The organism is Imperialibacter roseus, from assembly GCF_032999765.1.
Lineage (GTDB): Bacteria > Bacteroidota > Bacteroidia > Cytophagales > Cyclobacteriaceae > Imperialibacter > Imperialibacter roseus.
On sequence record NZ_CP136051.1, the window covers coordinates 2,388,612 to 2,413,338 of the forward strand.

Genomic DNA, 24,727 nt, shown 5'->3' on the forward strand with positions numbered 1-24,727 from the left:
TTTCCGGCAATTTTGGCTTCTGAAGATGTTTTTTTATCCTATCGTGCCAAATGAAGAACTTTTTAACACCAAATGTCATTTTACTATCGCAGCAAACTTTAGTTGTTGCTCTCTGAAAGGCAGAAAGAACATCTTTATTTCATCTAATTGCCTCAGAAAGAGAAACGTTCTCAAAATTAAAGGTTACCTTTGTCTTCACATTTAAAAAGCTTGGATGAGACAACTCAAAATAAGTAAACAGATTACCAACAGGGAGAGTCAGTCTCTCGACAAGTATTTACAAGAAATTGGAAAAGTAGACCTCATCACCGCAGACGAGGAAGTGATCTTAGCCCAAAAGATCAGAGAAGGAGATCAAATAGCACTTGAAAAACTAACAAAAGCCAATTTGCGCTTCGTTGTTTCGGTAGCTAAACAATATCAAACAGGCAGCCTTAGCCTTGGAGACCTTATCAGTGAGGGCAATGTTGGTCTGATCAAAGCGGCTCAACGTTTTGATGAAACCCGTGGTTTCAAATTCATCTCGTACGCTGTTTGGTGGATTCGCCAGTCTATTATGCAGGCGTTGGCCGAGCAGTCAAGAATTGTGCGTTTGCCTTTGAACAGGGTAGGGTCTTTGAACAAAATATCGAAGGCATTTTCTGACCTGGAGCAAAAGTTTCAGCGTGAGCCTACGGCTGAGGAGTTGGCCGAAGTGCTTGATGTCAGTTTGAGCGAAGTGCTTGCAACACAGAAAGTGTCAGGCCGTCAGGTAAGTATTGATGCACCATTTGTGAGTGGTGAAGAAAACGGCTTGCTTGATGTGATGGTGGACGAAAATGAAGAAAGACCTGATGCCGGCCTGATGGTGGCTTCTTTGCAAAAAGAAATTCAGCGTTGTTTGTCTACGCTTACTGCCAGAGAAGCTGAGGTAGTATCGTTCTACTATGGCATCAACGGTGAGCAGCGCATGACACTGGAGGAGATTGGTGACAAGTTCAACCTCACTCGTGAAAGAGTTCGCCAGATCAAGGAAACTGCTACCCGCAGGCTCCGTAGTGGCACCAGAAGCAAGATATTGAAATCGTTCTTAGAGTAGTCTACGGAATAATTTCCGTGCAAAAATATAAGAAGCACTTATCCGGGAGGGTAGGTGTTTTTTGTTGGAATCGGGGCTGTTAGGCCTCAGGTAGCTTCACCAGCTCTTCAAACAACCTGTCAAGCGTCTCCCCAGCATTCACACACAACCCAGGGTGTACTTTGGAGGTCTGGAGCACTGTGCTTCTTGCTGCTGTCAGCCAGCGAAAACGCTCGGTTATTCCGAGCTGCCCAATCGGGCCCGCTTCTTTCCCTCCCTGGCAAATCTTCTCAAAGGAGTCTGCATACACCTTCAGTTCGTTAAAATCTGTCTTTTGGCAAAGCCCGGCCAATCGAGACTCGTTCCAGTCAAATCGAGCCCGCAAGAACTTTTGCCCTGAGCACAACAGCACAACCCCCACGTTCAGAAACTCTTCACGCTCGACATGTGGCACCACACGAACGACGGCGTATTCAAATAGCTGTCTCTCTTGCATGTTTTGCTTCGTTGACGAAAAAAGAAGAGTTGGCTACCCGTGTAGTCAAAAATTGAATATAGGCGGCCCTGTGCTGTTCGGGGTTTTGGAACGGAGAGTCCTCTACCAGCCAGTCATCGGGTATTAGGGCCACAATGGCTTTGATGGCCTGCTCAGTCAACACAGGTGCGAACTGTTTGTCGACAGCATCAAGCTCGCTGGCAATGGGAAGCAGTACGTGCTTTGAAATCAGCTGAAAAGGTTTTTTTGGCTTGTCCCAGTTGTCCCAGCTGTGATGGAAATACAGGGAGGCACCATGATCGATCAGCCAAAGCTCTTTGTGCCACCAGAGCATGTTGGTGTTGCGGGCCGTGCGGTCGACGTTCATCAGCAGGCTGTCGAGCCACACTATCTGAGACGCCAGCAAAGGCGATAGCTTAGTCGCCACCGGGTCATAGGTGATTGAGCCAGACAAGTAGTGCAGCCCGAGGTTAATACCGACGCTGGCCTTCAGCAGATCCTGTATTTCTTCGTCACCTTCAATACGGCCAAAGGCAATATCTAGGTCTGCAAAAACAATTTCCGGCACTCTGAACCCTAATAGCCTGGCAATTTCGCCACCAATAAGCTCTGCTATCAGTGCTTTCTTGCCCTGGCCGGCTCCTTTGAATTTCAGTACATATAGAAATTCATCATCAGCTTCAACAATGGCAGGCAGTGAACCACCTTCCCGGAGAGGGGTGACGTAGCGGGTAACGCTAACAGTACGAATTTCAGCTGCGTGTGCCATCAATTGTTGTAAACCGTTGCGGCAAATGTAACACAACGCTGCCTGTTAATAAAAAGCAATCTTCGGGAAACGGAGTCGCCATAGGCCAAAAAAAAGGGGGAAACATGTCTTGTCGACATATTCCCCCACAAATATCATCAGCGCTGATCGCTTGCTGTTTAAGCTTCTTTTTCAGCAGTCTCTTCTACCTCTGTTTCTTCTTCAACAATTTCCTCGCCCCGGTTGATATGCAGCACGAAGTGTTTGTCCATAACGAATTCATAAGTAGCAGTGCTTACCAGATCATTGGCAGTTTTTGAAGACTGCAAAATCACCAGAAGGTCTTTTGCTACGATAGAAGTTCTAATGTCATTTTGGGCCTTTCCTTTGAATACATTCAAAGAGAAAGAATAACCACCCTTTTCCTTAGGGTTGATGATGGTAAATTCATGTTTAGACATCTTGTAGGTCTGTGGACCTTCTGCCGAGTCTATCATGTGCTTGAGAATTGCCGGTCTGTACTTGTTCCACAAATAAGTGTAAGTGTGGGAAACTTCAGAAGAATAATTGGCCATTGAACTATATTGATTATTTACAAATTGTTTTTCTATGAATATTTATTGCCGACGAGTTTATAACGGTAGTCGACTTATGTATCACCCTCAGTTCGGGGCTGATATGGATAGTCGTATTTTTTAGAGCAGATAATTACATGTTGTGGATTCTAAATAGGAACAAATCTAGTAACGCTGAAGTTCAGCGAATATGTGTTCCAGCTCTGCTCTGGTCTTTTTTAGCTTTTCTTCAAGCTTAACCAGCATACTTTCCCGGTCAGTATCAGCCAGGAAAAAGTCGCTGTCATTGAGGTCAGGAAATCTCCATTTCAACATTACCTTTTGCTCTCTCCAGCTTCTAACGATCTCCATATGCTGCAAGGTAAGCATATTTGGGGAATATTTGTTGTTATTTGGATTTTACATTCTAGAGTTGTAGGTTTTCCTCGTTTTCTTCAGCACGAGTGGTGTTCCATTTTCAAGACACGGGTGACACTTCTTCCACCTGCTTTACCTCGCCAACTATCGTCTTCCATGCGGTAAATCCCCCGGCTACATTGTAAACTTTTTTGCAGTTGTGGTGAAGTAATATTAAAGAAGCCATATAGCCCCTTAATCCTTTCGCACAGTAAACATAGGTGGGCCTATCAAGATCAATTTCATTGATTCTCAGTCGCAACTCGTCAAGAGGAATGTTGATAGAGTGTTGAATATATCCTTCTTTATGAATCTCGGTAGGGTTTCTGACGTCAAGCAGTGTGTAGCTTGCGGGGGAGACAGACTGATTAAGAGCCCTGGCTGCCTCAACGACCGACACTTCTTGGTAACTGGCCCTCATCGAATTGCCTGCTACGAACCCAGCCACTACCACGGGGTCTTTGGCGGCCGAGAAGGGTGGCGCATAGGCCAGATCGAGGCGGGGTAGGTCATCAATGGTTAGTCGGGCATACAGGGCGGTGGCCAGCACATCAACTCGCTTGTCAACCCCATGCTCGCCGAACAGTTCTGCCCCGAGCAAAACGCCGGTTTCGGGGTCGTAGTGAATTTCTAGTAACAGGTCTTTTTGATCGGGAAAGAAACCAGGAGTGGAACCTGCGATAATTAAAGTTGATTTGAACGGGATGCCAGCCCTTTCGAGTGATTTGGGTCCCATGCCTGTTCGGGCAATGGCATAGTCAAATATTTTCATGATTGCCGTGCCATAGCCCCCCTCAAAGGTTACATTGCCCCCGGCTGCATTCGCACCAGCGGCCCGGCCTCCTTTGTTGGAATGAGTGCCCATCGGGTACCAGCTATGCTCACCCGTTATCATGTTGTTGATCGCTGCACAATCACCAGCCGCATAAATGTCTGGAATGGAGGTTTCCATATGCTTGTTCACCAGCAGTGCACCGTTGGGTAGATGCCTGGCGCCTTTTCGAACGAGCATTTGCGTATTAGGCTTAATGCTGATGCCTACCAAAAGGTAGTCTGTAAAGAGGCGGTTTCCGTTGCTAAGGATCAATTCATTTGTGGTGCGGTCAACTTCCACGACTGACACGCCAAGGCGGACATCAATGCCATTATCTTCCAGCACGTTCTTTGCAAGGTGGGCAAATTTCACGTCCCAGTTTGCCAATACCTGGTTTCCAAGCTCTATTACTGTCACTTTTTTGCCAGCATGAACAAGGTTTTCGGCGGTTTCCAAGCCTATGAGACCGGCACCTAGAATGGTGAAGTGATTTGCAGTGTCCATCACACCACTTTTCATCACCCTGTCAAAGTCTTCAAGTGTTTTGGCGTGGGCCCAGCTTTCAAAGATCTCAATGTTTTTAATAGGAGGCAAAACCGCCTGGCCGCCAGTCGCAAATACAAGTTTGTCGTATTCATAGGCGCCCTTGTTGGTGTATACAATGCGGGCTTCCGGGTCAATATCTGTTACTGGCTCATCCAGATGAAGTTCTACTCCAAACCTCTTTTCAAGTAGCTCCGGTTGCACTACGATGAGCTTATCCCTGGTTTTTATTTTGCCAGAAAGAGCGTAGGGGATACCACAGGTCGCATAGCTCACATGTGATGTTTTTTCAAACATGATGATTTCTGCGTTTTCGTCTGTCCGTCGGGCCTTTGCTGCTGCTGAGGGGCCTGCGGAAAGACCGCCTACGATTACTATTCTAGTTCTTCTCATTTTTTGTCTCAATAAATGGATCGCAAATTTGCATAGGGCAAGGCTAGTGTACTGTGACAATTGTAACAGATGGGTTATGATATTTGTCAATTCCTGGTGGAGTACAGCTATGCAAATTGAAAGGAGGCGACTTTGTACCCCATTTGTTATTGTGATATATAATCGGTGGTTCTTCTAAAATTCAGCTTTCATGTCCTTCTTCTTTCCGCCCCGAGCTATTTCCCAATTCAGGCCTTGAATGTTCTCCGTATTCCTGGTGGCGGACAAATGATTTATAATAGGCACAAGGTTTTGCAGGTGGCGCAGATGAAGGAATATTCGAAAAGGTAAGCGATTGAGGACACCAACACTCAACTGATGGCATATGTAGACAAATTGTTGGATGTGCTGGCTCTTAGCTCAGCTTATGACAAAAGTCAGCCGGGAAGGGCATTTCAATCATGTTCACTCATTTTTTAATCGCCTTACTTTATCCCCATCAAATGAGCATCCTTAGCCACTCCGGAAAAGGCGCTTTTAATGTTGAAATAGTCATTTCCGGCCAGCAGACTAAAGTTGCGTTCATTGTTGAAATATAAAATGATGAAGCAATATTTATGGAAAGCTACCAACTCTTAACCCTTTTTCTTACCGCCGCTCTTCTTGTCGGCGGTGCCATCACCTTCAGCTATTTCGTTGCTCCCTATAAACCGGGTGCTGTTAAGTCAGAACCATACGAATGCGGGATTCCCACCGTGGGCCCCACCTGGATACAGTTTCACGTGGGTTATTACCTGTTTGCCATCATCTATTTGATCTTCGATGTGGAAACCGTTTTTCTCTACCCCTGGGCAGTGGTAATGAAAGAGGTGGGAATGAAGGCATTTGCGGAAATACTCATCTTTCTTACCATCCTGGGCCTGGGACTCCTTTATGCCTGGAAGAAAAAAGCGCTGATATGGGAATAGACATCAAATCGATCCCTTATGAGGACTTCAATGACAATGAGGCCCTTGAGGAACTGACAAAAAGTGGCAGCAATGTGATGCTGACCACTGTCGACTCTTTAATTAATTGGGGAAGATCTAATTCCGTGTGGCCACTTACATTTGCTACGAGCTGCTGCGGCATAGAAATGATGGCTACGGGTGCTCCACGACATGACTTTGCCAGGTTTGGCATTGAAGTCTACCGTGCGAGCCCACGCCAGGCGGACGTGATTGTGGTGGCAGGTACCATCGTGAGAAAGATGGCGCCTGTACTAAAGCGGCTCTACGACCAAATGGCCGACCCTAAGTACGTGATTGCGATGGGTGCCTGCGCCGTGTCTGGCGGGCCTTTTTATTATAATTCCTATTCGGTAGTGAGAGGCGTCGACCAGGTGATCCCTGTGGATGTATACATTCCCGGCTGCCCGCCAAGGCCGGAGGCGCTCCTGTACGGTGTGATGCAATTGCAGCGGAAGATTCAGGCCATCACCATGAAGCAGTCCAATGCACAGAGTGAGCCAGTGCTAAGGACCGAAAAGCCCAAAGAAGCGGATGTTCCACCTTCAGAAGAGCCAGCATCATGACAAGAGAAGCTATCACCGAATTTGCTACTGCCTTAGTTCCCGACCTGATTGCAGGCCCAAGTAAGCAGTTTCCGGAGTTTGTGGTGCCAGCGGAAAAAATGCATGCCTTCGCCGCCGCATTGAAAAACGAGCCAATATTGAAGATGGACTACCTTTTTTGCCTTACTGCGGCAGATCGTAAGGATGGCTTGCATGTGATCTATCATTTAACTTCTACTGAATTCCGGCATTCGGTGCTGGTGAAAGTAGTGCTGCCCGACAAAGAAAATCCCGAAGTAGCTACGGTAAGCGACCTGTGGAAGGCTGCGGAATATTACGAACGTGAGGTATTTGATTTGTTCGGAATCAAGTTCACTGATCACCCTGACATGAGAAGAATTTTTCTTGAAGATGACTGGGTAGGTTTTCCTTTGCGAAAAGATTACAAGGACGAATTCACGCTTGAACATTGAGCCATGGAAGAGACAATACTTGACTACGATCTGAAGGAAAAAGAGGAATACATCATTAACATGGGGCCTCAACACCCCAGCACGCATGGTGTGCTTCGGCTTGAGCTTTGCCTGCAGGGCGAAAAAGTAAAATACCTGATTCCGCACTGTGGCTATATACACAGAGGCATCGAGAAAATGAGCGAAAAGCTCTCTTACCCTCAGCTATTGCACCTGACCGATCGCATGGACTACCTCTCAGCCCATATCAACAATGAGGCTGTGTCGTTGTGTGTCGAAAATGCCATGGAGGTGGAAGTAAGTGATCGGGTGAAGTACATTCGTACGATCATGGCTGAGCTTAACCGTGTTGCCTCACACCAGCTGTGGTGGTCAGCTTTTGGGATGGATTTGGGGGCGCTTACCACCTTCTTTTACGGCTTGCGTGACAGGGAAAAGGTATTGGACATCTTCGAAGAAACTACCGGGTCCAGACTTATTCAAAGCTATATCATTCCCGGCGGACTCATGAACGACATCCACCCCAACTTTCAAAAGCGGGTGACCGAGTTCATTAAGTACTTCAGAAAGAAACTACCTGAATACGATGAGTTGCTTACGGGCAATGTCATTTTCAGAGAGCGTACCAAGGGTATTGGCGTGCTTTCTAAGGCGGATGCGATCAGCTACGGTGTAACAGGCCCAAGTGGCCGGGCTTCTGGCTTTCATTGTGACATCAGGAAAATTGAGCCTTACAGCGCTTATAAATGGGTCAATTTCGAAGAGATTACTTATACGGATGGTGATACCTATCATCGGTACCTGGTGCGCATGAAAGAGATGTGGGAATCACTCAGCATTATTGAGCAGCTGATCGACAACATCCCAGAAGGCGAGACGATGCTGGAACTGAAAGCCATCAAAGCCCCTAAGGGTGATTATTATCAACGGGTAGAGACTGCTCGTGGAGAGCTGGGCGTGTATATCATCAGTGATGGAGGGCCGCAGCCCGCCCGTATCAAGTACCGCTCGCCAAATTTCTCCAACCTGTTCGTATTAGACATGCTGTCGAGAGGGCATAAGATTGCGGATTTGGTGGCCATTAGCGGCTCATTGGATTTGATTATACCTGACATAGACCGATAAATGATAATTGTATGTATGACTTCACTTCTTTCGTCGACGCAATAAGCGGATATCTTCAGGCAACTTTCTCTGGGTTCTGGGCAGGTGTAGTCTCCATGCTTTTGCTTGGTATGGTTATTTTGATGTTTTATGCTTTTCTGGGCCTGTTCCTGGTGTATGCCGAGCGTAAAATTTGCGCCAGAATGCAAAACAGAATTGGCCCCAATAGGGTAGGTCCCATGGGCCTGTTCCAAACGATCGCCGACCTGATCAAATTGCTTTTGAAAGAGTTGATTTACATTCGAAATGCCGACTCCTTCCTGTTTAACATAGCACCATTCATTGTAATAGTAGCCTCCATCATGGCAATTGGCTCCATTCCTTTTGCTAAAGGCCTACAGGCCATCGACTTAAACATCGGTGTGCTTTATATTCTGGCCATTTCCAGTATGGGAGTCATTGGGATATTGATCGCTGGCTGGGCTAGTAACAGTAAATACTCCGTGATAGGGGCGATGCGAAGTGGTGCTCAGGTCATCAGCTATGAGCTATCGGTAGGACTGGCTTTGCTCTGTATGATTGTGTTTGCCGGCTCTATGCAGCTGTCAGAAATTATCGTATCACAGGAAGATGGTTGGTGGATTTTTAAAGGGCATATCCCGGCATTGATTGCGTTTGTGATTTACCTGGTTGCGGGAACGGCCGAGACCAACAGAGGACCATTTGACCTGGTAGAGGCAGAATCAGAGCTTACCGCTGGTTTTCATACCGAGTATTCGGGGATCAAATTTGCTTTCTTCTTCCTGGCAGAGTACATGAACATGTTCATCATTGCAGCCATAGCAACCACCATTTTCCTGGGCGGCTGGCTCCCTTTCCATCTTTACAACCTGGAGGGATTTAACCGGATCATGGATTTCGTTCCTCCGATCTTCTGGTTCTTTGGAAAGACTGCCTTTGTGGTCTACCTGATGATGTGGTTCAAATGGACTTTCCCCCGATTGCGCATCGATCAGTTGCTGACGCTTGAGTGGAAATACCTTTTGCCACTTAACCTGATGAACCTTCTTGTAATAGCCTTCTTAACCCTCATGCAATGGCACTTCTAAAGACACTCAAATCGATAGGTAACTACTTCCACGAGATTTATGATGGAGTGGCTTCCCTCATGAGGGGGATGAAAGTGACTGGCAAATACATGGTGAGCCCGGGAGAGGTGGTGACGCAGCAATACCCGGAAAACAGGGCTACCCTTAAAATGTTCGATAGCTTCAAAGGGGAGCTGGTGATGCCACACGACGAAAACAACCAAAACAAATGTACTGCGTGCAACAGCTGCGCCCGAAAATGCCCTAATGGATCGATTGAAGTTATTTCAGCCAGGGTAGAAGGGGAAGATGGCAGGTCGAAACGAGTGCTGGATAGGTATATCTACCATCTGGACATGTGTACCTTCTGTGGCTTGTGTGTGCAGGCCTGCGAGGAAGGAGCTATCGAATTTAGTCAAGAGTTCGAACATGCGGTTTTCAATAGAGACAACCTCGTAAAGCAACTAAACAAACCAGGATCAACCGCTAAACCCTCTTCAGAATGACCGGCCCTAAAATCATCTTCTTTATACTGGCTGCTTCCATCGTGGTGTTTTCTCTCGCATCCATTTTCGACAGAAGAATACTTCGTGCAGCTATTTATCTGCTTTTTGTGTTAGTGGCTATTGCAGGGCTGTTTTATATGATGAATTTCCAATTTCTGGCAGCCGTCCAGCTCATTCTGTATGCAGGCGGAATTGTGGTGCTCATCATCTTCTCCATTCTGCTTACCAGTCAGATCGATAGTAAGCTACAAGCTCCCAAATGGAGTCATTTACTGGCTGGGAGCGTCACGGCCATCGGCGGCATCGCCCTATCCCTGGTTACCTTTCTTCAGTTTGCTTTCATTCCATCCAATGCCACTCCCTTAGTGCCGGATATGAGAGTTATCGGTCTGCAATTGCTGGATACGGGAGAGCATGGCTATGCTTTACCTTTTGAAGTCATTAGTATTTTGTTGCTGGCGGCCTTGGTTGGCACCATTTATATCGCACGAAAATCCAGGTCATGAACTTACAATCGGAAATACCATTGCAGTATATGCTTGTACTGAGCACGCTGGTCTTTTTTATAGGATTGGCAGGAGTGATCATGCGCAGAAACCTTATCACCATGCTGATGGGGGTAGAACTGATGCTGAATGCTGTCAATATCAATTTTGTGGCATTCAACCACTACTTATATCCTAACAGGCTGGAAGGGCACTTCTTTTCCCTGATAGTCATGGCTATAGCAGCCGCTGAAGCAGCAGTAGCCATTGCCCTGATTATCAACATCTACCGGAAATTTGCCACGGTCAATGTAGACGATGTCGACGAACTGAAATATTAAAAGCCATGAGCTACTCATTTACGCTACTCATTCTGATCCTTCCGCTGCTTACATTCCTGTTTCTGGGCTTAGCAGGGGAGCGTTTAAAGCCTATGGTGGCTGGAGTAATAGGAACCATCAACCTGCTGTTCATTACCTTAACATCCTATTTCACAGCCTTTCAATATTTCACTGGTAACGATATAGATAAAGGCTATCATGCGATTCAGGCTTTTAATGTGCTGTGGCTTTCTTTTACCGATCAGCTGCAGATCCACCTTGGCATCATGCTCGATCCGCTGTCGGTAATGATGCTGGTGGTGATCACCACCGTATCTCTCATGGTGCACCTGTATAGCCTGGGCTATATGAAGGGCGAAAATGGTTTTCAGCGCTACTATGCGTTTCTGTCACTCTTTAGCTTTTCAATGCTGGGCCTGGTGGTAGCTAACAATATTTTCCAGATGTATATCTTCTGGGAGTTGGTTGGCGTGTCGTCTTACCTTTTGATAGGCTTCTATTACGAACGACCTACCGCCGTTGCTGCTTCTAAGAAGGCTTTTATTGTCACCAGATTTGCCGATTTAGGCTTTCTACTAGGGATTTTACTGCTTTCGTTCTACTACGGTACTTTCGATTTTGCGTCACTCACCAGCCTTGATGGTCCGGTGATCGCTCAAACCGCCGGAGCAGTATTCATGGGCCTGTCTGTCACCACCTGGGCAATGCTCCTGATTTTTGTCGGTGCGGCCGGTAAGTCAGCCATGTTTCCGCTACATATTTGGCTGCCCGACGCCATGGAAGGCCCGACGCCTGTGTCAGCGCTGATACACGCTGCCACCATGGTAGTGGCAGGTGTTTACCTGGTCGCAAGGCTTTTTCCCATATATGCCTTTGCGGCGCCGGATGTGCTGGAGGTGATCATGTATGTGGGAAGTTTCACCTCACTTTTTGCTGCCATTATTGCCTGTACACAACTGGATATCAAAAGGGTATTGGCTTTTTCGACACTCTCTCAGATTGGCTATATGATGGTTGCGCTGGGCGTTTCAGGATATGGGGGAGAGGCCGGACTAGGCTATATGGCTTCCCTGTTCCATCTATTTACCCATGCGTTTTTTAAAGCACTGTTGTTCCTTGGTGCCGGCTCTGTGATTCACGCTGTTCACAGCAACCTGATGAACGACATGGGAGGGCTAAGAAAGTACATGCCTATCACTCATATTACTTTTCTGATAGCTTGCATCACTATCGCAGGACTTCCCCCTTTTTCTGGTTTTTTTAGCAAAGATGAAATACTGGTGGCCGCTTTTGAAGCCAATACGCTGGTGTTTGTTGTGCAATGGTTGGTGGCGGGCATTACCGCCTTTTATATGTTCAGGCTCTATTTCAATATTTTCTGGAACAGCCAGCCTGATTATCACCACGCTCCGCATGAGTCACCCTGGACGATGACCGTACCTTTGATGTTTCTGGCCACTGCTTCCGTTTTTGCCGGATATGTGCCGTTTCATGCCCTGGTGACCAGTGATGGCCTTCCATTTCATACTGAATTTCATTTGTTGGTGGCCATGCCTTCGATCGTCATTGCGCTATTGGGCATTGGGGCAGCAGCCTTTTTGTACCATAAAAAGAACGCAAGGCCAGAGAATATGGCAGTTAGGCTGAAGGGGATTTACAGGGCAGCCTATCACAAATTCTATGTAGACGAAGCATATCAGTTCATCACGCACAAAGTGATTTTCGCCCTTATTTCGGCTCCGGTAGCCTGGTTCGACCGGCATGTGATAGACGCTGGCATGAACCTCATTGGGAATACTACCGTGTCGCTTTCGGTGGCCATTAAGAAATTGCAATCGGGGCAAATGCAGCTGTATATCTGGTTTTTCGCCACCGGCGCCTTAGTTCTGACTTTCATTATGCTCTACTTAAAATAACAACCGATCATGAACCTACTGTTATTTTTGATCATCATTCCTTTTGTCACCATGGCGGGTATTGTGCTGGTGAAGGAATTGAAGCACGTACGCCTGATTTCGGCCATTGGGATGAGCGCACAACTGGTCTTTTCCTTTGTGCTGCTCTATTTGTTTTATCAGCAGCGAAGCGCAGGGAATGCTGATCAGATGCTTTTTATGTCAACTACCGTTTGGTACGAGGCATTCAACATCCAACTGAAGTTTGGAGTGGATGGTATATCGGTAGCGATGATATTGCTGACCTCCATCATCACTTTTGCAGGTGTGTTTGTCTCGTGGCAGGTAGAGTATCTCAGAAAGGAGTTCTTTATTTCGTTGATACTGCTCGCTTCCGGAGTATTTGGGTTCTTTATCTCCCTGGATCTCTTCACGATGTTCCTTTTCTATGAATTGGCAGTTATTCCTATGTACCTGCTGATTGGTATTTGGGGTACTGGCCCAAAGGAATATTCTGCTATGAAACTTACCCTGATGCTGATGGGTGGATCGGCCGTGTTGATGGTAGGGCTGCTGGGCATCTATTTCAACTCGGCACCAGAAGGAGGGAAGCTTACTTTTGACCTGATGGAAATTGCGAAAAATGGCATCCCTGTTTCAGCACAACTCTTTTTCTTTCCATTTGTGTTTATTGGCTTTGGCGTATTGGGAGCTCTTTTCCCCTTCCATACCTGGTCGCCTGATGGCCACGCCTCGGCGCCTACAGCGGTTTCGATGCTGCACGCCGGTGTACTCATGAAGCTTGGCGGCTATGGTTGTTTTAGAGTGGCCATGTACCTGATGCCTGATGGGTCGCATGCCTGGGCCTGGGTTTTTATCATCCTCACATCCGTCAGTGTGGTGTACGGCGCTTTTGGAGCCATTCTACAAAAGGATTTGAAGTATATCAACGCCTATTCCTCCGTAAGTCACTGTGGCCTTGTGCTCTTTGCTTTGCTCATGATGAACGAAACAGCCACCACTGGAGCCTTTTTGCAGATGATCTCACACGGCCTGATGACGGCGCTCTTCTTTGCCCTGATAGGGATGATTTATGGACGTACGCACACCAGAATGATCAATGAAATGGGCGGACTGATGAAGGTCATGCCATTCCTGTCAGTTATGTACGTAATGGCCGGTCTGGCGTCTTTGGGCTTGCCTGGCCTCAGTGGGTTCGTTGCTGAAATGACCGTCTTCGTTGGTGCCTTCCAGCACGCCGACGTTTTTCACAGGGTAGCCACATTTTTGGTGACTTCCTCCATCGTAATCACAGCCGTTTATATCCTTCGGGTAATAGGCACGCTACTGTTGGGGCCTGTGAAAAACGATCACTTTCTGGAACTGAAGGACGCCAAGTGGTTTGAGAAAGTAGGTGGGGTCACCTTGCTGGTGTCAATTGTTGTCATAGGAGTTGCGCCACTTTGGCTCTCCAACCTTCTGAAGGAGACGCTCTCCTCTCTATTTCTAACCTTTAGCTACTAAGCCATGAACTGGGACACCATATACATCATGCGGCATGAAGTGCTACTGACACTTCTTATCCTCCACCAGCTGATAGGAGACCTCGCTGAAACGGTTGACAGAAGAAGGCATGTGTTCATCACTGTTCTGCTATTCGCTGCATTCACAGTGGTGGGTTGGCTGCCTTCCAGGCCTTCTCTATTGTTCGGGAGCATGTATATCAGCGATGACCTGAGATCGTTGCTGAAAAACATATTGAGTGTGTCTGCCTTGATCATTTTACTTCAGTCAACTACGTGGTTGAATAACCCCTTGCACCAGAAAAAGGCCGGGGCCTTCTACCTGCTCATCTTTTCCACACTGATGGGCATGTTCTTTATGATTTCCGCCGGAGATTTCCTTATGCTCTATCTTGGACTGGAGCTGGCAACCATTCCACTTACTTTACTGGCGGCCTTCGATAAAGACTTCAGGAAGTCGGCCGAGGCTGGGGTGAAGCTTTTGATGTCCTCTGCCGTTTCATCTGCGGTGCTGCTGTTTGGTATTTCCATGATATACGGTGTGTACGGCACCTTGCATTTTTCCGAAATAGCAGGAGCTTACAATGAAAGTCCGCTCATGATACTGGGGCTTGTTTTCTTCTTGTCTGGTCTGGCATTTAAAATATCTCTGGTGCCCTTCCACCTCTGGACTGCCGACGTGTATGAAGGTGCTCCACTGGCCGTTACCACTTATTTTTCAGTTGTTTCCAAGGGAGCGGCAGTGTTTACCTTGATGCTGGTGCTTTATCAGGTGTTTAGAAGCCAGCCTGAAATATGGTCATCCGTTCTCTATTTTCTGGCCATAGCTACCATGCTGGTGGGTAACCTTTTTGCCTTGCGCCAGAAGAATATGAAGCGTTTTCTTGCCTTTTCTTCCATTACGCAGGCTGGATTTATGATGCTTGGCTTTTTAAATGCCGGCACCATAGGAATGACTACCATTGTGTATTTTATGCTGATTTATGGGCTTTCAAACCTGGCCGTGTTTGGCGTGCTTTCTATTATTATGAACGGAACCGACAAAGAGGGGATGGATGACCTGAATGGCTTGTATGCTACCAATCCTGGCTTAAGCCTGATCATGCTGGTCTCCTTGTTTTCGCTCGCTGGGATACCGCCCGTAGCAGGCTTCTTTGGTAAGTTCTTTCTTTTCACCGCTGCCGCCTCGGCAGGCATGTATTGGCTTGTGTTTTTTGCTGTCATCAATGCCACCATTTCACTTTACTACTACTTGCTAGTCGTGAAGGCCATGTTCATTAATAAAAACGAAACGCCTATTGCACGGCTTACCTCAACCTTTTATGAAAAACTGGCTTTGACGCTTTGTCTGGTTGGCGTGCTGGTGATAGGCTTTGCCAGCCCGGTGTTTGAGTATATCCGGTCTGTGATGTAGGCTGGGAGGCCTTCTACCTCCGGGCCGGAGCCCATTTCCCTCATGGCTGGTGTTGAACGCACCGGGCGGCGCAGGCTCTAATCAGACTGACCCCTTTCCCATCTTAATGTGCTGGTTTTTAAGCATCTAAATCAGTGTCAGAGTTAACAAATGTCATATTTATCCTGAAGGGAGAGAGGTAACTTATTGTATCACAATTAAACAAAAGTCCATGGCTAAAACATCCGAACACCTAGAAGAGGCCACCATTCGTTTCGCAGGAGACTCCGGTGATGGCATGCAGTTAATAGGCACTCAATTCTCAGAAACGTCAGGAGTTGCTGGCAATGAGGTCAATACTTTTCCCGACTACCCGTCGGAGATTCGGGCTCCCGAAGGAACGCTTTATGGTGTTAGCGCTTTTCAGGTGCATTTTGGAACACACCACATCTACACGCCCGGCGATACCATAGATGTGCTGGTGGCGATGAATGCTGCTTCAGTAAAAGTAAATTTGCCTACTCTCAAAGCAGGAGGGATGATCATTGCCAACATTGAAGGGTTTGATGAAAGAAACCTCAAACTGGCTAAGTACACAACCAACCCCCTGGACGACGGAAGCCTGAGTGGGTATGAAGTGCATGCGATAGATTTCCATAAAGAAATAAAAGCAGCCCTGGGTGAGCTTGACATATCTTCCAAACTCATCGGCAAGACGAAGAACATCTTTGCACTGGGATTAACCTACTGGCTTTTCCAGCGCCCGCTTGACGCCACAATCGCCTGGATCAATAAGAAATTCAAGGGAAAAGATGACATCATTCTGGCCAATGTGCATGCGTTGAGGGCCGGATGGAATTATGCACAAAAGAATCCTGATTTTAAGACGCAATATGTGATCGACCGGTCGGCTTTGTCGCCGGGGAGGTACCGGAACATAACAGGGAATGAGGCCATTGCCCTGGGCTTAGTGGTAGCGGCAAAAAAGGCTAGTATGCCCTTGTTTCTGGGCTCCTACCCAATCACACCTGCCACCGATATTCTTCACGCCATTTCCGGCTACAAAAAGTATGGGGTGAAGCATTTGCAGGCCGAGGATGAAATTGCCGGGATATGTAGTGCCATTGGTGCCGCCTATGGGGGCAGTCTGGCTGTTACCACCACAAGTGGTCCCGGGTTGTCGTTGAAAACCGAAGCAATGGGTTTGGCGGTAATGACAGAACTGCCACTCATCATTGTTGATGTGCAGCGGGCAGGTCCGTCGACGGGTATGCCCACAAAACCGGAGCAGGGCGATCTGCTGATGGCCATGTTTGGCCGTCATGGTGAGGCCCCCATGCCCATATTAGCTGCCGCCAGCCCCGCCGACTGCTTCGATATCACGCTGGAGGCGGCAAGGATTGCGCTGAAATACATGACCCCGGTGCTTATTTTAAGTGATGGGTATATCGGGCAGTCTTCGGAACCCTGGAAAGCGCCAACCGTTGAAAGCCTACCTGAAATAAAGGCCTACTTTGCTACTGATCCAACTGACTTCTCGCCTTATAAGCGTGATGAAAAAACTTTGCGTCGACAGTGGGCGATTCCCGGTTTTGAGGGAATGGAGCACAGGATTGGCGGGCTGGAAAAAGAAGACATTTCAGGCAATGTAAGTCAGGACCCGGCTAACCACGAGAAGATGGTGCACCTCCGTCAGGAAAAAGTTGACAGGGTGGCCCAGGATATACCTGAAGCAGTAGTGGAAGGGGAGCAGGAAGGAGATTTGCTCATGCTTAGCTGGGGAAGTACCTATGGTGCAGCCAAAACGGCTTATGAGCGCATGAGGGCCAGCGGGCACATCCTTTCGTTTGTTCATTTAAGGTATATGAACCCATTTCCACGCAACCTTGACGATATTCTAAACCGATTTGAGCGGATTGCCCTGCCGGAATTAAACAGCGGACAACTTCAGTTTCTTCTTCAGGCCAAATACCTGAAGCGAATTATCGGTATTCATAAAGTGCAGGGGAAACCTTTCAAGTCAAGAGAGCTTGAAGAGAAGCTAGTCAATTTGCTCACCGAAAAAGAAATTCTTGTATGAAAACGCAATTAAATGATCTGCTCGAAAAGCCACATCAGGGCCAAACAGACTACACAGCCAAAGATTTTAAACCAAATGTAGACGTTCGGTGGTGTGCGGGGTGCGGGGCAATTTCCGTCCTTTCTCCATCACAAAGACTGATGCCCGAGCTGGGCATTCCTAAGGAGAAGATAGCTTATATCTCCGGGATTGGCTGTTCCGGCAGGTTTCCTTACTACATGGACACCTACGGTTTCCATTCTATTCATGGGCGGGCACTTCCGATTGCCTCAGGGCTAAAAATTGCCCGCCCGGACCTGAGCGTGTGGGTAGTTATGGGCGATGGAGACAACATGAGTATTGGAGGCAATCACTTCATACATACCTGCAGGAGAAATGTGGACCTGAACGTCATGATGTTCAATAACGAGGTGTATAGCCTCACGAAAGGTCAATATTCACCTACTTCTCATCGGGGGCAAATCACCAAGTCCTCGCCCCTAGGCGCTTTGGACGATCCATTTAATCCGGCGGCCCTGGCCCTCGGAGCAGGAGCCACCTTTGTAGCAAGGGGCCACGACAAAGACCGCACTAAACTTCATGATTTGCTCAAGCGGGCTTATGAGCACAAAGGCGTCTCCTTTGTTGAGATCTACACTAACTGCCGGATTTTCAACGATGGTGCCTTTGACCTGTATACAAGTGTTGAAACCAGAGATAATTACACCATTGAACTGGAGCATGGAAAACCACTGGTTTTTGGCAAGACCAGGAACAAGGGGATTATCCTTGATGGTTATACGCCGAAAGTTGTGAACCTGGACCAGGGCGAATACAGTATTAACGACCTGTTGATTCACAATGAAAAGGACAGCACCCTGGCCTTTATTTTAGCCAATATGACCTACAGCGAAGAGCTGCCCAGGCCCATGGGAGTTATTCAGGCTGTGCAGCGGGCGTCTTATGAAGAGCGGGTAGTAAATCAGATTGAACACGAGATCGTTACAAAGGGAGAGGGTGACCTGCAAAGCCTCCTTACCGGAGAATCCAGCTGGCTGGTGTAACACAGGTACGGGAGTTGGCTATTTGGATGAAAGAATACTCAACTCCCTTTACTGGTATCTTATTGTTGCGGTAAACATACCCAGGGGGTTGAAACAATTCTGATGGCTTGACTGTCAGCACACCTCTTTTGTTGCCAGCCCGTTTCTTTTTCGAACCGGGTATTTCTCAAGCATCTGCAAGCTTGTGGCAACCAGTTCACCCATAGTTTGGGCTTCTAAAAACTTATCGTCCTGATAAAGACTGGCCAGTCCTGAGCGAAGGGAGAGAATATTTTCTTCCTTTGACAATTCCTCCTTCCGCATAGCCTCTATCAGGTTGTCGAGCTGTCGGCCTGCCGCCTGCACCCTGATCTGCAGCCGGGTTCTTTCTTCTTTCTGATACTGAAGCTCCAGTATCGGAGACATTGATTTGAAGCCCAGGTTGATAATCGGGTTGTTTTCGATAAAGTACTGAGGCATGTAAATCTTGAGGTCACCTTCGTAGCAGTGCTGATCAAAGTCGGTGGCCCGCAACCTGAAATAAAGGTCATCGAAGTCAGGGATCACCTCCACAACAAAGTTATCGTTACGCATATCGCCCTGCAGCTGCACCAGGCTGCGCTCGTTGAACTTGACAAACTCCTTGGCCACACGAAGTGGGTTGTACTCCTGCGAAGGTAAAAAGTGTTTGATAAATGCCCCGCCGGGAATCCCCTGAATGTGCTCCTCAATTACCGTTGTACCTTTCACTATGTAGTTGATCTTGTTGGGCGACAACAGGTGCTCCAGCTCCATCCCATATATGCGTGACATGTCGGCCTGCTTCACATAAAAATAATCGAAGAGGTCGTTGAGCCGGTTGACCACCCGAACCCTGAAAGGGTGTGTGTTGGCGTAAAGGCAATAGTCAATTCTGTCAATAAACAGATGTTCAAAACTTTTAACATCCCCGGCAACTTTCAGCTGGGCATATATCATTATCAGACTGTCATGAATGAAGGCCCGATCCGACTGGTTATACAGCACGGTTTCCCAGTAAGTGTCGGTCCCCTTATTGTCAAACAAGGGAACCGAGCTACTGTAGCGAAGCAATTCGTTGTAGGAAATGGGAACCTCCCTTTCACGACCGGTTTCAAGGAGGTACTTTCGCAGCGAATCGCTTACCGGATAAGAAGGTTTCTTGAACCGGATTCTTGGCATCTTTTCAGGTGAATTCCTTCTTTAAATCAGCTACCCATTGCCTTACTCTTGCGTCAGTGAGGTCACTCTGATTGTCTTCATCGATGGCTAGCCCTAGAAATTTTCCATCGACTACGCCTTTAGATGCTTCGAAATTGTAACCATCGGTAGGCCAGGCCCCAACGAATTTGGCGCCTTTGTCTTTGATCCTGTCATGAATAATGCCTAGAGCATCAAGGAACGTGTCGGGGTATCCGTCGGAATCGCCAAGGCCCAGGTAAGCTACTTTTTTGCCCTCATAGTTCACCTCTTCAATTTCGTCGATAAACCCATCCCAGTCTTCCTGTAGTCGGCCAATTTCCCACGTAGGGCAAGCCAGTATCAGGTAGGGGAAGGGCTCCATATCGTCGGCTGAGGCTGAATTTACATTCACCAACTCAGCGTCGTCTCCAAATAACTCCTGAATCTTATTCACCACACCTTCGGTGTGTCCTTCTGTAGATCCAAAGAAAATTCCAATCTTAGCCATGTCTTTTAAATTTAATGGTTGTATTCGTTTTACTTTTTTGAAATGCTAGTCATCTTTTGCTTCATCGTCGGTTTCTTTGGGGTGATACTTCATAAAAACTTCCGATTTCATGAGAATATCCACGTACTGAGCTCTCTTATAAGCAAAAGGATCATCCAGGTTTTCCTTTGCTAGTTTACCCTGAAAGTCATCGAGAGATTGGTACTTGTGTTTTTTCATCCAGGTTTCGATTTCGGTCAGCATCTGTGTCACGGTGTGGATGCCCTTTTTGTAGATAGCACTGACTACCTGCACGGCATCTGCCCCTGCGAGCAACATTTTGATGATATCATGTCCGCTAAGAATGCCCGTATTACAAACGATGCTTCCCTTTATCTTTTTGTGCAATAGCCCGGCATAACGCAGGGCCAGCCTGTTATCACTTTCGCTACTGAAGTTGTAAGGAAAATGGTGCTCTTCTTTTTCGATATCGATATCAGGTTGAAATAGCCTGTTGAAAAGCACGAAGCCGGCCACATCAAGGGCATCCATGCTGGCTATCAGTTTCAAAGTGTTGGAATAGAAGGGGCTCAGCTTGACGAATACCGGGAGCCGCACACCGGCCTTCACCAGTTCCAGGGTTTTGATTTGCCTGGCTTCAATCATTTCGGAGGTGGAGTTGAAGTCAAGGTGGCTGTTATAGAAGTTAAGTTCCAGTGCATCGATACCCGTATCCTCCATTTTCAGGGCAAACTTTAACCATGAGTCGTTGTTGATACAGTTAAGGCTTCCAATGAGAGGAATAGTAAGGTGCTTTCTGGCCTCCTTCAACTGCCTGAGGTGCTCAGCGGGTCCAGCGTGATTGGCCGTTGGAAAAATTGTATTGTGCTCCTGGTCCCAGTAGCTGTACGACTCCTGCATTTGTTCCAGTTGGAAGGCTTCCAATTGGATTTGTTCCTCAAACAACGACTTATATACAATGGCCCCTGCACCTGCTTCTTCGAGTTTAACCAGGTTGTCAACGTCTGTCACCAGGTTGCTGGCTCCAACTACTATCGGGTTCTTCAGCGTGAGTCCCTCGTAAAATGTTGAAAGATTAATACTCATGATTGTCGGTTTAAAATTCTGATAATTGCTGGATGTCCCTGAACCGCCGCACGTTGTCTTTCACTGCCAGTTCCTCAAGCCGGACCGATTCTTCCGGATTGGTGAGGTTCAGCGTTTTGTAGCGCATCTCTTCGGCAACGTAGTCCGAAAATTTGGTGTCTATCTCAACGCCGTCCCAGGTGAAAGGAGACTCTCCTTCTTTTCGTGGATCGGGATTGAACCTGTACATGGGCCAGTAGCCGCATTTTGAAGCTTTCTCTGATTGCTTTTTAGTCAGCCTCATGTCGTACCCATGGGCGATGCAGGGAGAGTAGGCGATGACTATAGAGGGTCCGTTGTGTTTTTCTGCCTCCACCATGGCCAGCGCTGCCTTCTCACGATCAACCCCCATGTTAATGGAGGCCACATAGGCATTGCCGTAGGTAGCCATCATCAGTCCGAGGTTTTTCTTGCTCAGCTTTTTGCCGTCCGAGGCAAATTTGGCTACCGCACCTCTCGGCGTTGACTTGGATGCCTGGCCACCAGTGTTTGAGTATACTTCGGTGTCGAGCACCAGTATGTTTACGTTTCTGTTGGAAGCCATTACATGGTCGAGCCCACCAAAACCGATGTCGTAGGCCCAACCATCGCCTCCAAAAATCCAGACACTTTTGTCAACAAAGTAGTCCTGCAGCTCGATGGTCTTGTTAAGTATGGTGCTTCTCTCCGAGGTTTCCTTTTCAACGGACAGCAGCTTCTTCACCTCATCAGCATGGTCCTTGGCTTCATTGGTCACCTCATTGAAGAGGGTGAGTGCTTTTTGCAATGCTGCTTTCAGCCCAGGGCTTATTTGAGAGGCCAACAGCTCTTCGGCATTTGCTTTTAGCTGCCGGCGGTTGGCGTCCACGGCAAGCCTCATGCCCAGGCCAAACTCAGCATTGTCTTCAAAGAGGGAGTTAGCCCAGGCTGGTCCTTTACCATTCTTATCTTTGGTGTACGGAGTGGTGGGGAAGGTGCCTCCGTAAATGGACGTGCACCCTGTGGCGTTAGCAATGATCATTCGGTCGCCATACAACTGGGTAACGAGGTGGATGTAAGGCACCTCACCACAGCCGGAGCAGCTTGGTGGGTATTCCATATAGGGCGCCGCAATATTTGGCTCGGCAACAAAGGGTAGTTTATCAATCCAAATGGCGGGGTTGCCCGGAACACCCTTGAACTCAAGTTTCTTGGTGCCTGTGGGCATCACTCCATTCAAAGGCATGGCTGACACGGGAATGCTATCTCCCTTGAGCCGGAGGATGGGGTCGATAATGTGATCGGCAAACCAACCGGAGCCTTCAGGCACTACTGTGCTGATTTCGGCATGTTTCTCTTCTTCAGCAGGTATCGGAACTGGCACAACAGCCGCAGCGGATTCGTCGATGGCTCTCCAGTTCATTTCAATTATTTCGGGTCCCTTGCGGGCAAATTGCTTTTCTACGAACTTTTTGATTAGGTCAATGGCTTCTTTTTCAGGCATCACACCCGACACCTTGAAGAAGGCCGTTTGCATGACAGCGCTTATTTTCCCTCCTAGCCCGACACTTTTGGCAATCTTTGAGGCATCAATGGCATAAACTTTTATCTTTTTCTCCCTGATGGTATCCTGCATTTCTTTGGTGAAAAGCCTAAAAATATTTTCTGGCTTCTGGCTGGAGTTGATAAGGAAAGTGCCGCCTTTGGCGATGCCTTCCAGAATGTCATATTTCCCAATGTACTGCGACCTGTGAAGCGCCACAAAGTCGACCTTGTTGAGCAGGTACTCAGACTGGATCTTTTCCTTACCAAAACGCAAGTGAGAGATTGTCCAGCCGCCCGACTTATTGGAGTCGTATTGGAAGTAGCCCTGAACGAACATGTCGGTGCTATCGCCTATGATCTTGATGGCATTTTTATTGGCGCTCACAGTGCCGTCGGAGCCATAACCCCAGAACTTGCAACGAACCACCCCAGGCAACTCAGCATCGATCTCCTCTTTTACCGTGATGGATTTATTAGTTACATCATCGTTGATGCCGATCGTGAAATTGTGCCAGCCGTCATTTTTGAGGTGGTCATATACCGCTTTGACCATGGAAGGAGTGAATTCCTTTGATGAAAGGCCATAGCGGCCACCAATAATGCGAACGCCCGGCCTTTCATTAGACATGGCTGCCACCACATCGAGGTAAAGTGGTTCACCGACTGATCCGGCCTCTTTGGTGCGATCCAGTACGGCTATTCTCTTAACAGTTTTGGGTATTTCTTTAACGAAGTCGGCTACTGAGAATGGCCTGAATAACCGCAGTTTCAGCAGCCCTACTTTTTCACCTTTTTTAGTGAGGTAGTTGATAGTTTCTTCAATCGTTTCACTAGAGGAGCCTATAGAAATTAGTATATTCTCAGCATCAGGAGCACCTATATACTCATAAAGCTTGTATTGCCGTCCGGTCTTCTTCGCAAACATGTCCATGTACTTCTGCACAATGCCCGGACAAGCATCGTAGTATTTGTTGACTGTTTCTCTTCCCTGGAAGTAAACATCCGGGTTCTGAGCCCCCACCTTACAAACGGGTGATTCCGGCCTCAGCGCCAGTGCACGAAACTCTTCCACGTACTTCATGTCTACCATGCTCAACAAGTCATCATAGTCGATGGGAATAATTTTCTGGATGGAATGCGAGGTGCGGAAGCCGTCAAAGAAGTGAAGGAAGGGTATCTTGGACTCCAGTGTAGAAAGGTGGGCAATCGCTGCCAAATCCTGGGCCTCCTGCACGTTTGATGAAGCAAGCATGGCAAACCCTGTTCCCCGCACGGCCATAACATCGGAATGGTCACCAAAAATGGACAACGCCTGATAGGCCAAAGAACGGGCAGATACATGAAAAACTACCGGCAGCATTTCGCCAGCCATTTTGAACATGTTGGGCAACATAAGCATAAGCCCTTGCGAAGCGGTAAAAGTAGTTGCCATGGCTCCAGCTGAAAGCGCACCATGAATGGCACCCGCAGCTCCACCTTCCGACTGCATCTGCGTAACGTCAACCTTCTGGCCGAAAAGGTTTTTTCTTCCCTCGGCGCTCCAGCTATCGGCTCTTTCACCCATATCAGAAGAGGGTGTAATTGGGTAAATGGCAGCTACTTCGGAAAAAGCGTAAGCCACGTTGGCCACTGCCGTATTACCATCGATATTGATATATTTTGATGATTGCATCTACTTAGGATTTAGGTATCAACTCCATTCAAAAGACCTGAACGTTATCATACCAAACTTAGCCCCAATAGCAGTGCTTATAGCTGTCAATGGTCAGCGCATTCGCTGATTTTCATCAGGAGGTTAATGGTTTGAGAAACTATATAGAGAATCCCTTTTGGTCAAGCGAGGTACTGGCGCACAAAAATCGTGTGGGATGGCTTACCAATTGGTGACGTAGAGTTAGCAAGAGCGCATGGTTTGGCTGTTCAGTCAG

The 24,727-nt window shown here is 47.6% G+C and carries 23 protein-coding genes; 14 read left to right on the plus strand and 9 right to left on the minus strand.

The features are described from left to right. Positions 1-214: 214 nt before the first annotated feature. Positions 215-1,078: a sigma-70 family RNA polymerase sigma factor gene (locus RT717_RS09980; RefSeq protein WP_152000029.1), complete on the plus strand. Its 864-nt coding sequence runs from the start codon at positions 215-217 to the stop codon at positions 1,076-1,078. Positions 1,079-1,157: 79 nt separating this feature from the next. Here RT717_RS09980 and RT717_RS09985 read toward each other — a convergent pair whose 3' ends face one another. From RT717_RS09985 to RT717_RS10005, 5 genes are all read right to left on the minus strand, one after another. Continuing rightward, on the minus strand, positions 1,158-1,553 hold the full coding sequence (locus RT717_RS09985) for a DUF3037 domain-containing protein (protein ID WP_317491591.1): 396 nt from the start codon (positions 1,551-1,553) through the stop codon (positions 1,158-1,160). Next, complete coding sequence (locus tag RT717_RS09990) at positions 1,531-2,322, minus strand: HipA family kinase (protein ID WP_317491592.1); 792 nt, start codon at positions 2,320-2,322, stop codon at positions 1,531-1,533. Before RT717_RS09990 ends, RT717_RS09985 begins: the two co-directional genes overlap by 23 nt. Before the next feature lie 158 nt (positions 2,323-2,480). Next, on the minus strand, positions 2,481-2,876 hold the full coding sequence (locus RT717_RS09995; protein WP_317491593.1) for a hypothetical protein: 396 nt from the start codon (positions 2,874-2,876) through the stop codon (positions 2,481-2,483). A gap of 165 nt (positions 2,877-3,041) precedes the next feature. Then, complete coding sequence (locus tag RT717_RS10000) at positions 3,042-3,227, minus strand: general stress protein CsbD (protein ID WP_152000033.1); 186 nt, start codon at positions 3,225-3,227, stop codon at positions 3,042-3,044. Positions 3,228-3,333: 106 nt separating this feature from the next. Continuing rightward, the gene (locus RT717_RS10005; RefSeq protein ID WP_317491594.1) at positions 3,334-5,022 is read right to left on the minus strand and encodes an FAD-dependent oxidoreductase; all 1,689 of its coding nucleotides are present in this window, start codon (positions 5,020-5,022) and stop codon (positions 3,334-3,336) included. 596 nt (positions 5,023-5,618) lie between these two features. On the opposite strand from RT717_RS10005, the gene RT717_RS10010 reads away from it, so the two are divergent. From RT717_RS10010 to RT717_RS10070, 13 genes are all read left to right on the plus strand, one after another. Continuing rightward, a complete protein-coding gene (locus RT717_RS10010) occupies positions 5,619-5,969 on the plus strand; it encodes an NADH-quinone oxidoreductase subunit A (RefSeq protein WP_317491595.1) in 351 nt (116 codons plus the stop codon). Then, positions 5,960-6,574 (plus strand): NADH-quinone oxidoreductase subunit B, encoded by a 615-nt coding sequence (locus tag RT717_RS10015; RefSeq protein ID WP_394854127.1) that lies wholly within the window; start codon positions 5,960-5,962, stop codon positions 6,572-6,574. The genes RT717_RS10010 and RT717_RS10015 overlap by 10 nt, the downstream gene beginning before the upstream one ends. Beyond that, positions 6,571-7,026: an NADH-quinone oxidoreductase subunit C gene (locus RT717_RS10020; RefSeq protein WP_317491596.1), complete on the plus strand. Its 456-nt coding sequence runs from the start codon at positions 6,571-6,573 to the stop codon at positions 7,024-7,026. Before RT717_RS10015 ends, RT717_RS10020 begins: the two co-directional genes overlap by 4 nt. Positions 7,027-7,029: 3 nt before the next feature. Further along, positions 7,030-8,151, plus strand: a complete 1,122-nt coding sequence (locus RT717_RS10025; RefSeq protein ID WP_317491597.1) for an NADH-quinone oxidoreductase subunit D — start codon at positions 7,030-7,032, stop codon at positions 8,149-8,151. Positions 8,152-8,162: 11 nt separating this feature from the next. Continuing rightward, complete coding sequence (gene nuoH, locus RT717_RS10030; RefSeq protein WP_317491598.1) at positions 8,163-9,239, plus strand: NADH-quinone oxidoreductase subunit NuoH; 1,077 nt, start codon at positions 8,163-8,165, stop codon at positions 9,237-9,239. Then, a complete protein-coding gene (locus RT717_RS10035; RefSeq protein ID WP_317491599.1) occupies positions 9,227-9,724 on the plus strand; it encodes a 4Fe-4S binding protein in 498 nt (165 codons plus the stop codon). Before nuoH ends, RT717_RS10035 begins: the two co-directional genes overlap by 13 nt. Beyond that, the gene (locus RT717_RS10040; protein ID WP_317491600.1) at positions 9,721-10,230 is read left to right on the plus strand and encodes an NADH-quinone oxidoreductase subunit J family protein; all 510 of its coding nucleotides are present in this window, start codon (positions 9,721-9,723) and stop codon (positions 10,228-10,230) included. Before RT717_RS10035 ends, RT717_RS10040 begins: the two co-directional genes overlap by 4 nt. Beyond that, positions 10,227-10,550 carry an NADH-quinone oxidoreductase subunit NuoK gene (gene nuoK, locus RT717_RS10045; protein WP_317491601.1) on the plus strand — a complete coding sequence of 108 codons (324 nt, stop codon included), beginning with the start codon at positions 10,227-10,229 and terminating at the stop codon, positions 10,548-10,550. The genes RT717_RS10040 and nuoK overlap by 4 nt, the downstream gene beginning before the upstream one ends. Positions 10,551-10,555: 5 nt before the next feature. Further along, positions 10,556-12,466, plus strand: a complete 1,911-nt coding sequence (gene nuoL, locus RT717_RS10050) for an NADH-quinone oxidoreductase subunit L (protein WP_317491602.1) — start codon at positions 10,556-10,558, stop codon at positions 12,464-12,466. A gap of 9 nt (positions 12,467-12,475) precedes the next feature. Then, entirely contained in the window at positions 12,476-13,969 is a 1,494-nt protein-coding gene (locus tag RT717_RS10055; RefSeq protein WP_317491603.1) for a complex I subunit 4 family protein, read from the plus strand. 3 nt (positions 13,970-13,972) lie between these two features. Beyond that, the gene (locus RT717_RS10060; protein ID WP_317491604.1) at positions 13,973-15,382 is read left to right on the plus strand and encodes an NADH-quinone oxidoreductase subunit N; all 1,410 of its coding nucleotides are present in this window, start codon (positions 13,973-13,975) and stop codon (positions 15,380-15,382) included. A gap of 211 nt (positions 15,383-15,593) precedes the next feature. Continuing rightward, positions 15,594-17,441, plus strand: coding sequence for a 2-oxoacid:acceptor oxidoreductase subunit alpha (locus RT717_RS10065; protein WP_317491605.1), 1,848 nt, complete (start codon positions 15,594-15,596; stop codon positions 17,439-17,441). Then, positions 17,438-18,484: a 2-oxoacid:ferredoxin oxidoreductase subunit beta gene (locus RT717_RS10070; protein WP_317491606.1), complete on the plus strand. Its 1,047-nt coding sequence runs from the start codon at positions 17,438-17,440 to the stop codon at positions 18,482-18,484. The genes RT717_RS10065 and RT717_RS10070 overlap by 4 nt, the downstream gene beginning before the upstream one ends. A gap of 114 nt (positions 18,485-18,598) precedes the next feature. Here RT717_RS10070 and RT717_RS10075 read toward each other — a convergent pair whose 3' ends face one another. Genes RT717_RS10075 through nifJ form a run of 4 tightly spaced genes read right to left on the minus strand, consistent with a single transcriptional unit; the run spans position 18,599 to position 24,471 of the window. Further along, complete coding sequence (locus RT717_RS10075) at positions 18,599-19,663, minus strand: hypothetical protein (protein WP_317491607.1); 1,065 nt, start codon at positions 19,661-19,663, stop codon at positions 18,599-18,601. Positions 19,664-19,667: 4 nt separating this feature from the next. Next, positions 19,668-20,171: a flavodoxin gene (locus RT717_RS10080; protein ID WP_317491608.1), complete on the minus strand. Its 504-nt coding sequence runs from the start codon at positions 20,169-20,171 to the stop codon at positions 19,668-19,670. 45 nt (positions 20,172-20,216) lie between these two features. Then, positions 20,217-21,257 (minus strand): dihydroorotate dehydrogenase-like protein, encoded by a 1,041-nt coding sequence (locus RT717_RS10085; RefSeq protein ID WP_317491609.1) that lies wholly within the window; start codon positions 21,255-21,257, stop codon positions 20,217-20,219. A gap of 10 nt (positions 21,258-21,267) precedes the next feature. Beyond that, positions 21,268-24,471 (minus strand): pyruvate:ferredoxin (flavodoxin) oxidoreductase, encoded by a 3,204-nt coding sequence (gene nifJ, locus RT717_RS10090; RefSeq protein ID WP_317491610.1) that lies wholly within the window; start codon positions 24,469-24,471, stop codon positions 21,268-21,270. Positions 24,472-24,727: the final 256 nt, after the last annotated feature.

Bases quoted from the DNA above. Each gene is read 5' to 3' on its own strand.
- RT717_RS09980 (WP_152000029.1), top strand. From the start codon at position 215: ATGAGACAACTCAAAATAAGTAAACAGATTACCAACAGGGAGAGTCAG.
- RT717_RS09985 (WP_317491591.1), bottom strand. From the start codon at position 1,553: ATGCAAGAGAGACAGCTATTTGAATACGCCGTCGTTCGTGTGGTGCCA.
- RT717_RS09990 (WP_317491592.1), bottom strand. From the start codon at position 2,322: ATGGCACACGCAGCTGAAATTCGTACTGTTAGCGTTACCCGCTACGTC.
- RT717_RS09995 (WP_317491593.1), bottom strand. From the start codon at position 2,876: ATGGCCAATTATTCTTCTGAAGTTTCCCACACTTACACTTATTTGTGG.
- RT717_RS10000 (WP_152000033.1), bottom strand. From the start codon at position 3,227: ATGGAGATCGTTAGAAGCTGGAGAGAGCAAAAGGTAATGTTGAAATGG.
- RT717_RS10005 (WP_317491594.1), bottom strand. From the start codon at position 5,022: ATGAGAAGAACTAGAATAGTAATCGTAGGCGGTCTTTCCGCAGGCCCC.
- RT717_RS10010 (WP_317491595.1), top strand. From the start codon at position 5,619: ATGGAAAGCTACCAACTCTTAACCCTTTTTCTTACCGCCGCTCTTCTT.
- RT717_RS10015 (WP_394854127.1), top strand. From the start codon at position 5,960: ATGGGAATAGACATCAAATCGATCCCTTATGAGGACTTCAATGACAAT.
- RT717_RS10020 (WP_317491596.1), top strand. From the start codon at position 6,571: ATGACAAGAGAAGCTATCACCGAATTTGCTACTGCCTTAGTTCCCGAC.
- RT717_RS10025 (WP_317491597.1), top strand. From the start codon at position 7,030: ATGGAAGAGACAATACTTGACTACGATCTGAAGGAAAAAGAGGAATAC.
- nuoH (WP_317491598.1), top strand. From the start codon at position 8,163: ATGTATGACTTCACTTCTTTCGTCGACGCAATAAGCGGATATCTTCAG.
- RT717_RS10035 (WP_317491599.1), top strand. From the start codon at position 9,227: ATGGCACTTCTAAAGACACTCAAATCGATAGGTAACTACTTCCACGAG.
- RT717_RS10040 (WP_317491600.1), top strand. From the start codon at position 9,721: ATGACCGGCCCTAAAATCATCTTCTTTATACTGGCTGCTTCCATCGTG.
- nuoK (WP_317491601.1), top strand. From the start codon at position 10,227: ATGAACTTACAATCGGAAATACCATTGCAGTATATGCTTGTACTGAGC.
- nuoL (WP_317491602.1), top strand. From the start codon at position 10,556: ATGAGCTACTCATTTACGCTACTCATTCTGATCCTTCCGCTGCTTACA.
- RT717_RS10055 (WP_317491603.1), top strand. From the start codon at position 12,476: ATGAACCTACTGTTATTTTTGATCATCATTCCTTTTGTCACCATGGCG.
- RT717_RS10060 (WP_317491604.1), top strand. From the start codon at position 13,973: ATGAACTGGGACACCATATACATCATGCGGCATGAAGTGCTACTGACA.
- RT717_RS10065 (WP_317491605.1), top strand. From the start codon at position 15,594: ATGGCTAAAACATCCGAACACCTAGAAGAGGCCACCATTCGTTTCGCA.
- RT717_RS10070 (WP_317491606.1), top strand. From the start codon at position 17,438: ATGAAAACGCAATTAAATGATCTGCTCGAAAAGCCACATCAGGGCCAA.
- RT717_RS10075 (WP_317491607.1), bottom strand. From the start codon at position 19,663: ATGCCAAGAATCCGGTTCAAGAAACCTTCTTATCCGGTAAGCGATTCG.
- RT717_RS10080 (WP_317491608.1), bottom strand. From the start codon at position 20,171: ATGGCTAAGATTGGAATTTTCTTTGGATCTACAGAAGGACACACCGAA.
- RT717_RS10085 (WP_317491609.1), bottom strand. From the start codon at position 21,257: ATGAGTATTAATCTTTCAACATTTTACGAGGGACTCACGCTGAAGAAC.
- nifJ (WP_317491610.1), bottom strand. From the start codon at position 24,471: ATGCAATCATCAAAATATATCAATATCGATGGTAATACGGCAGTGGCC.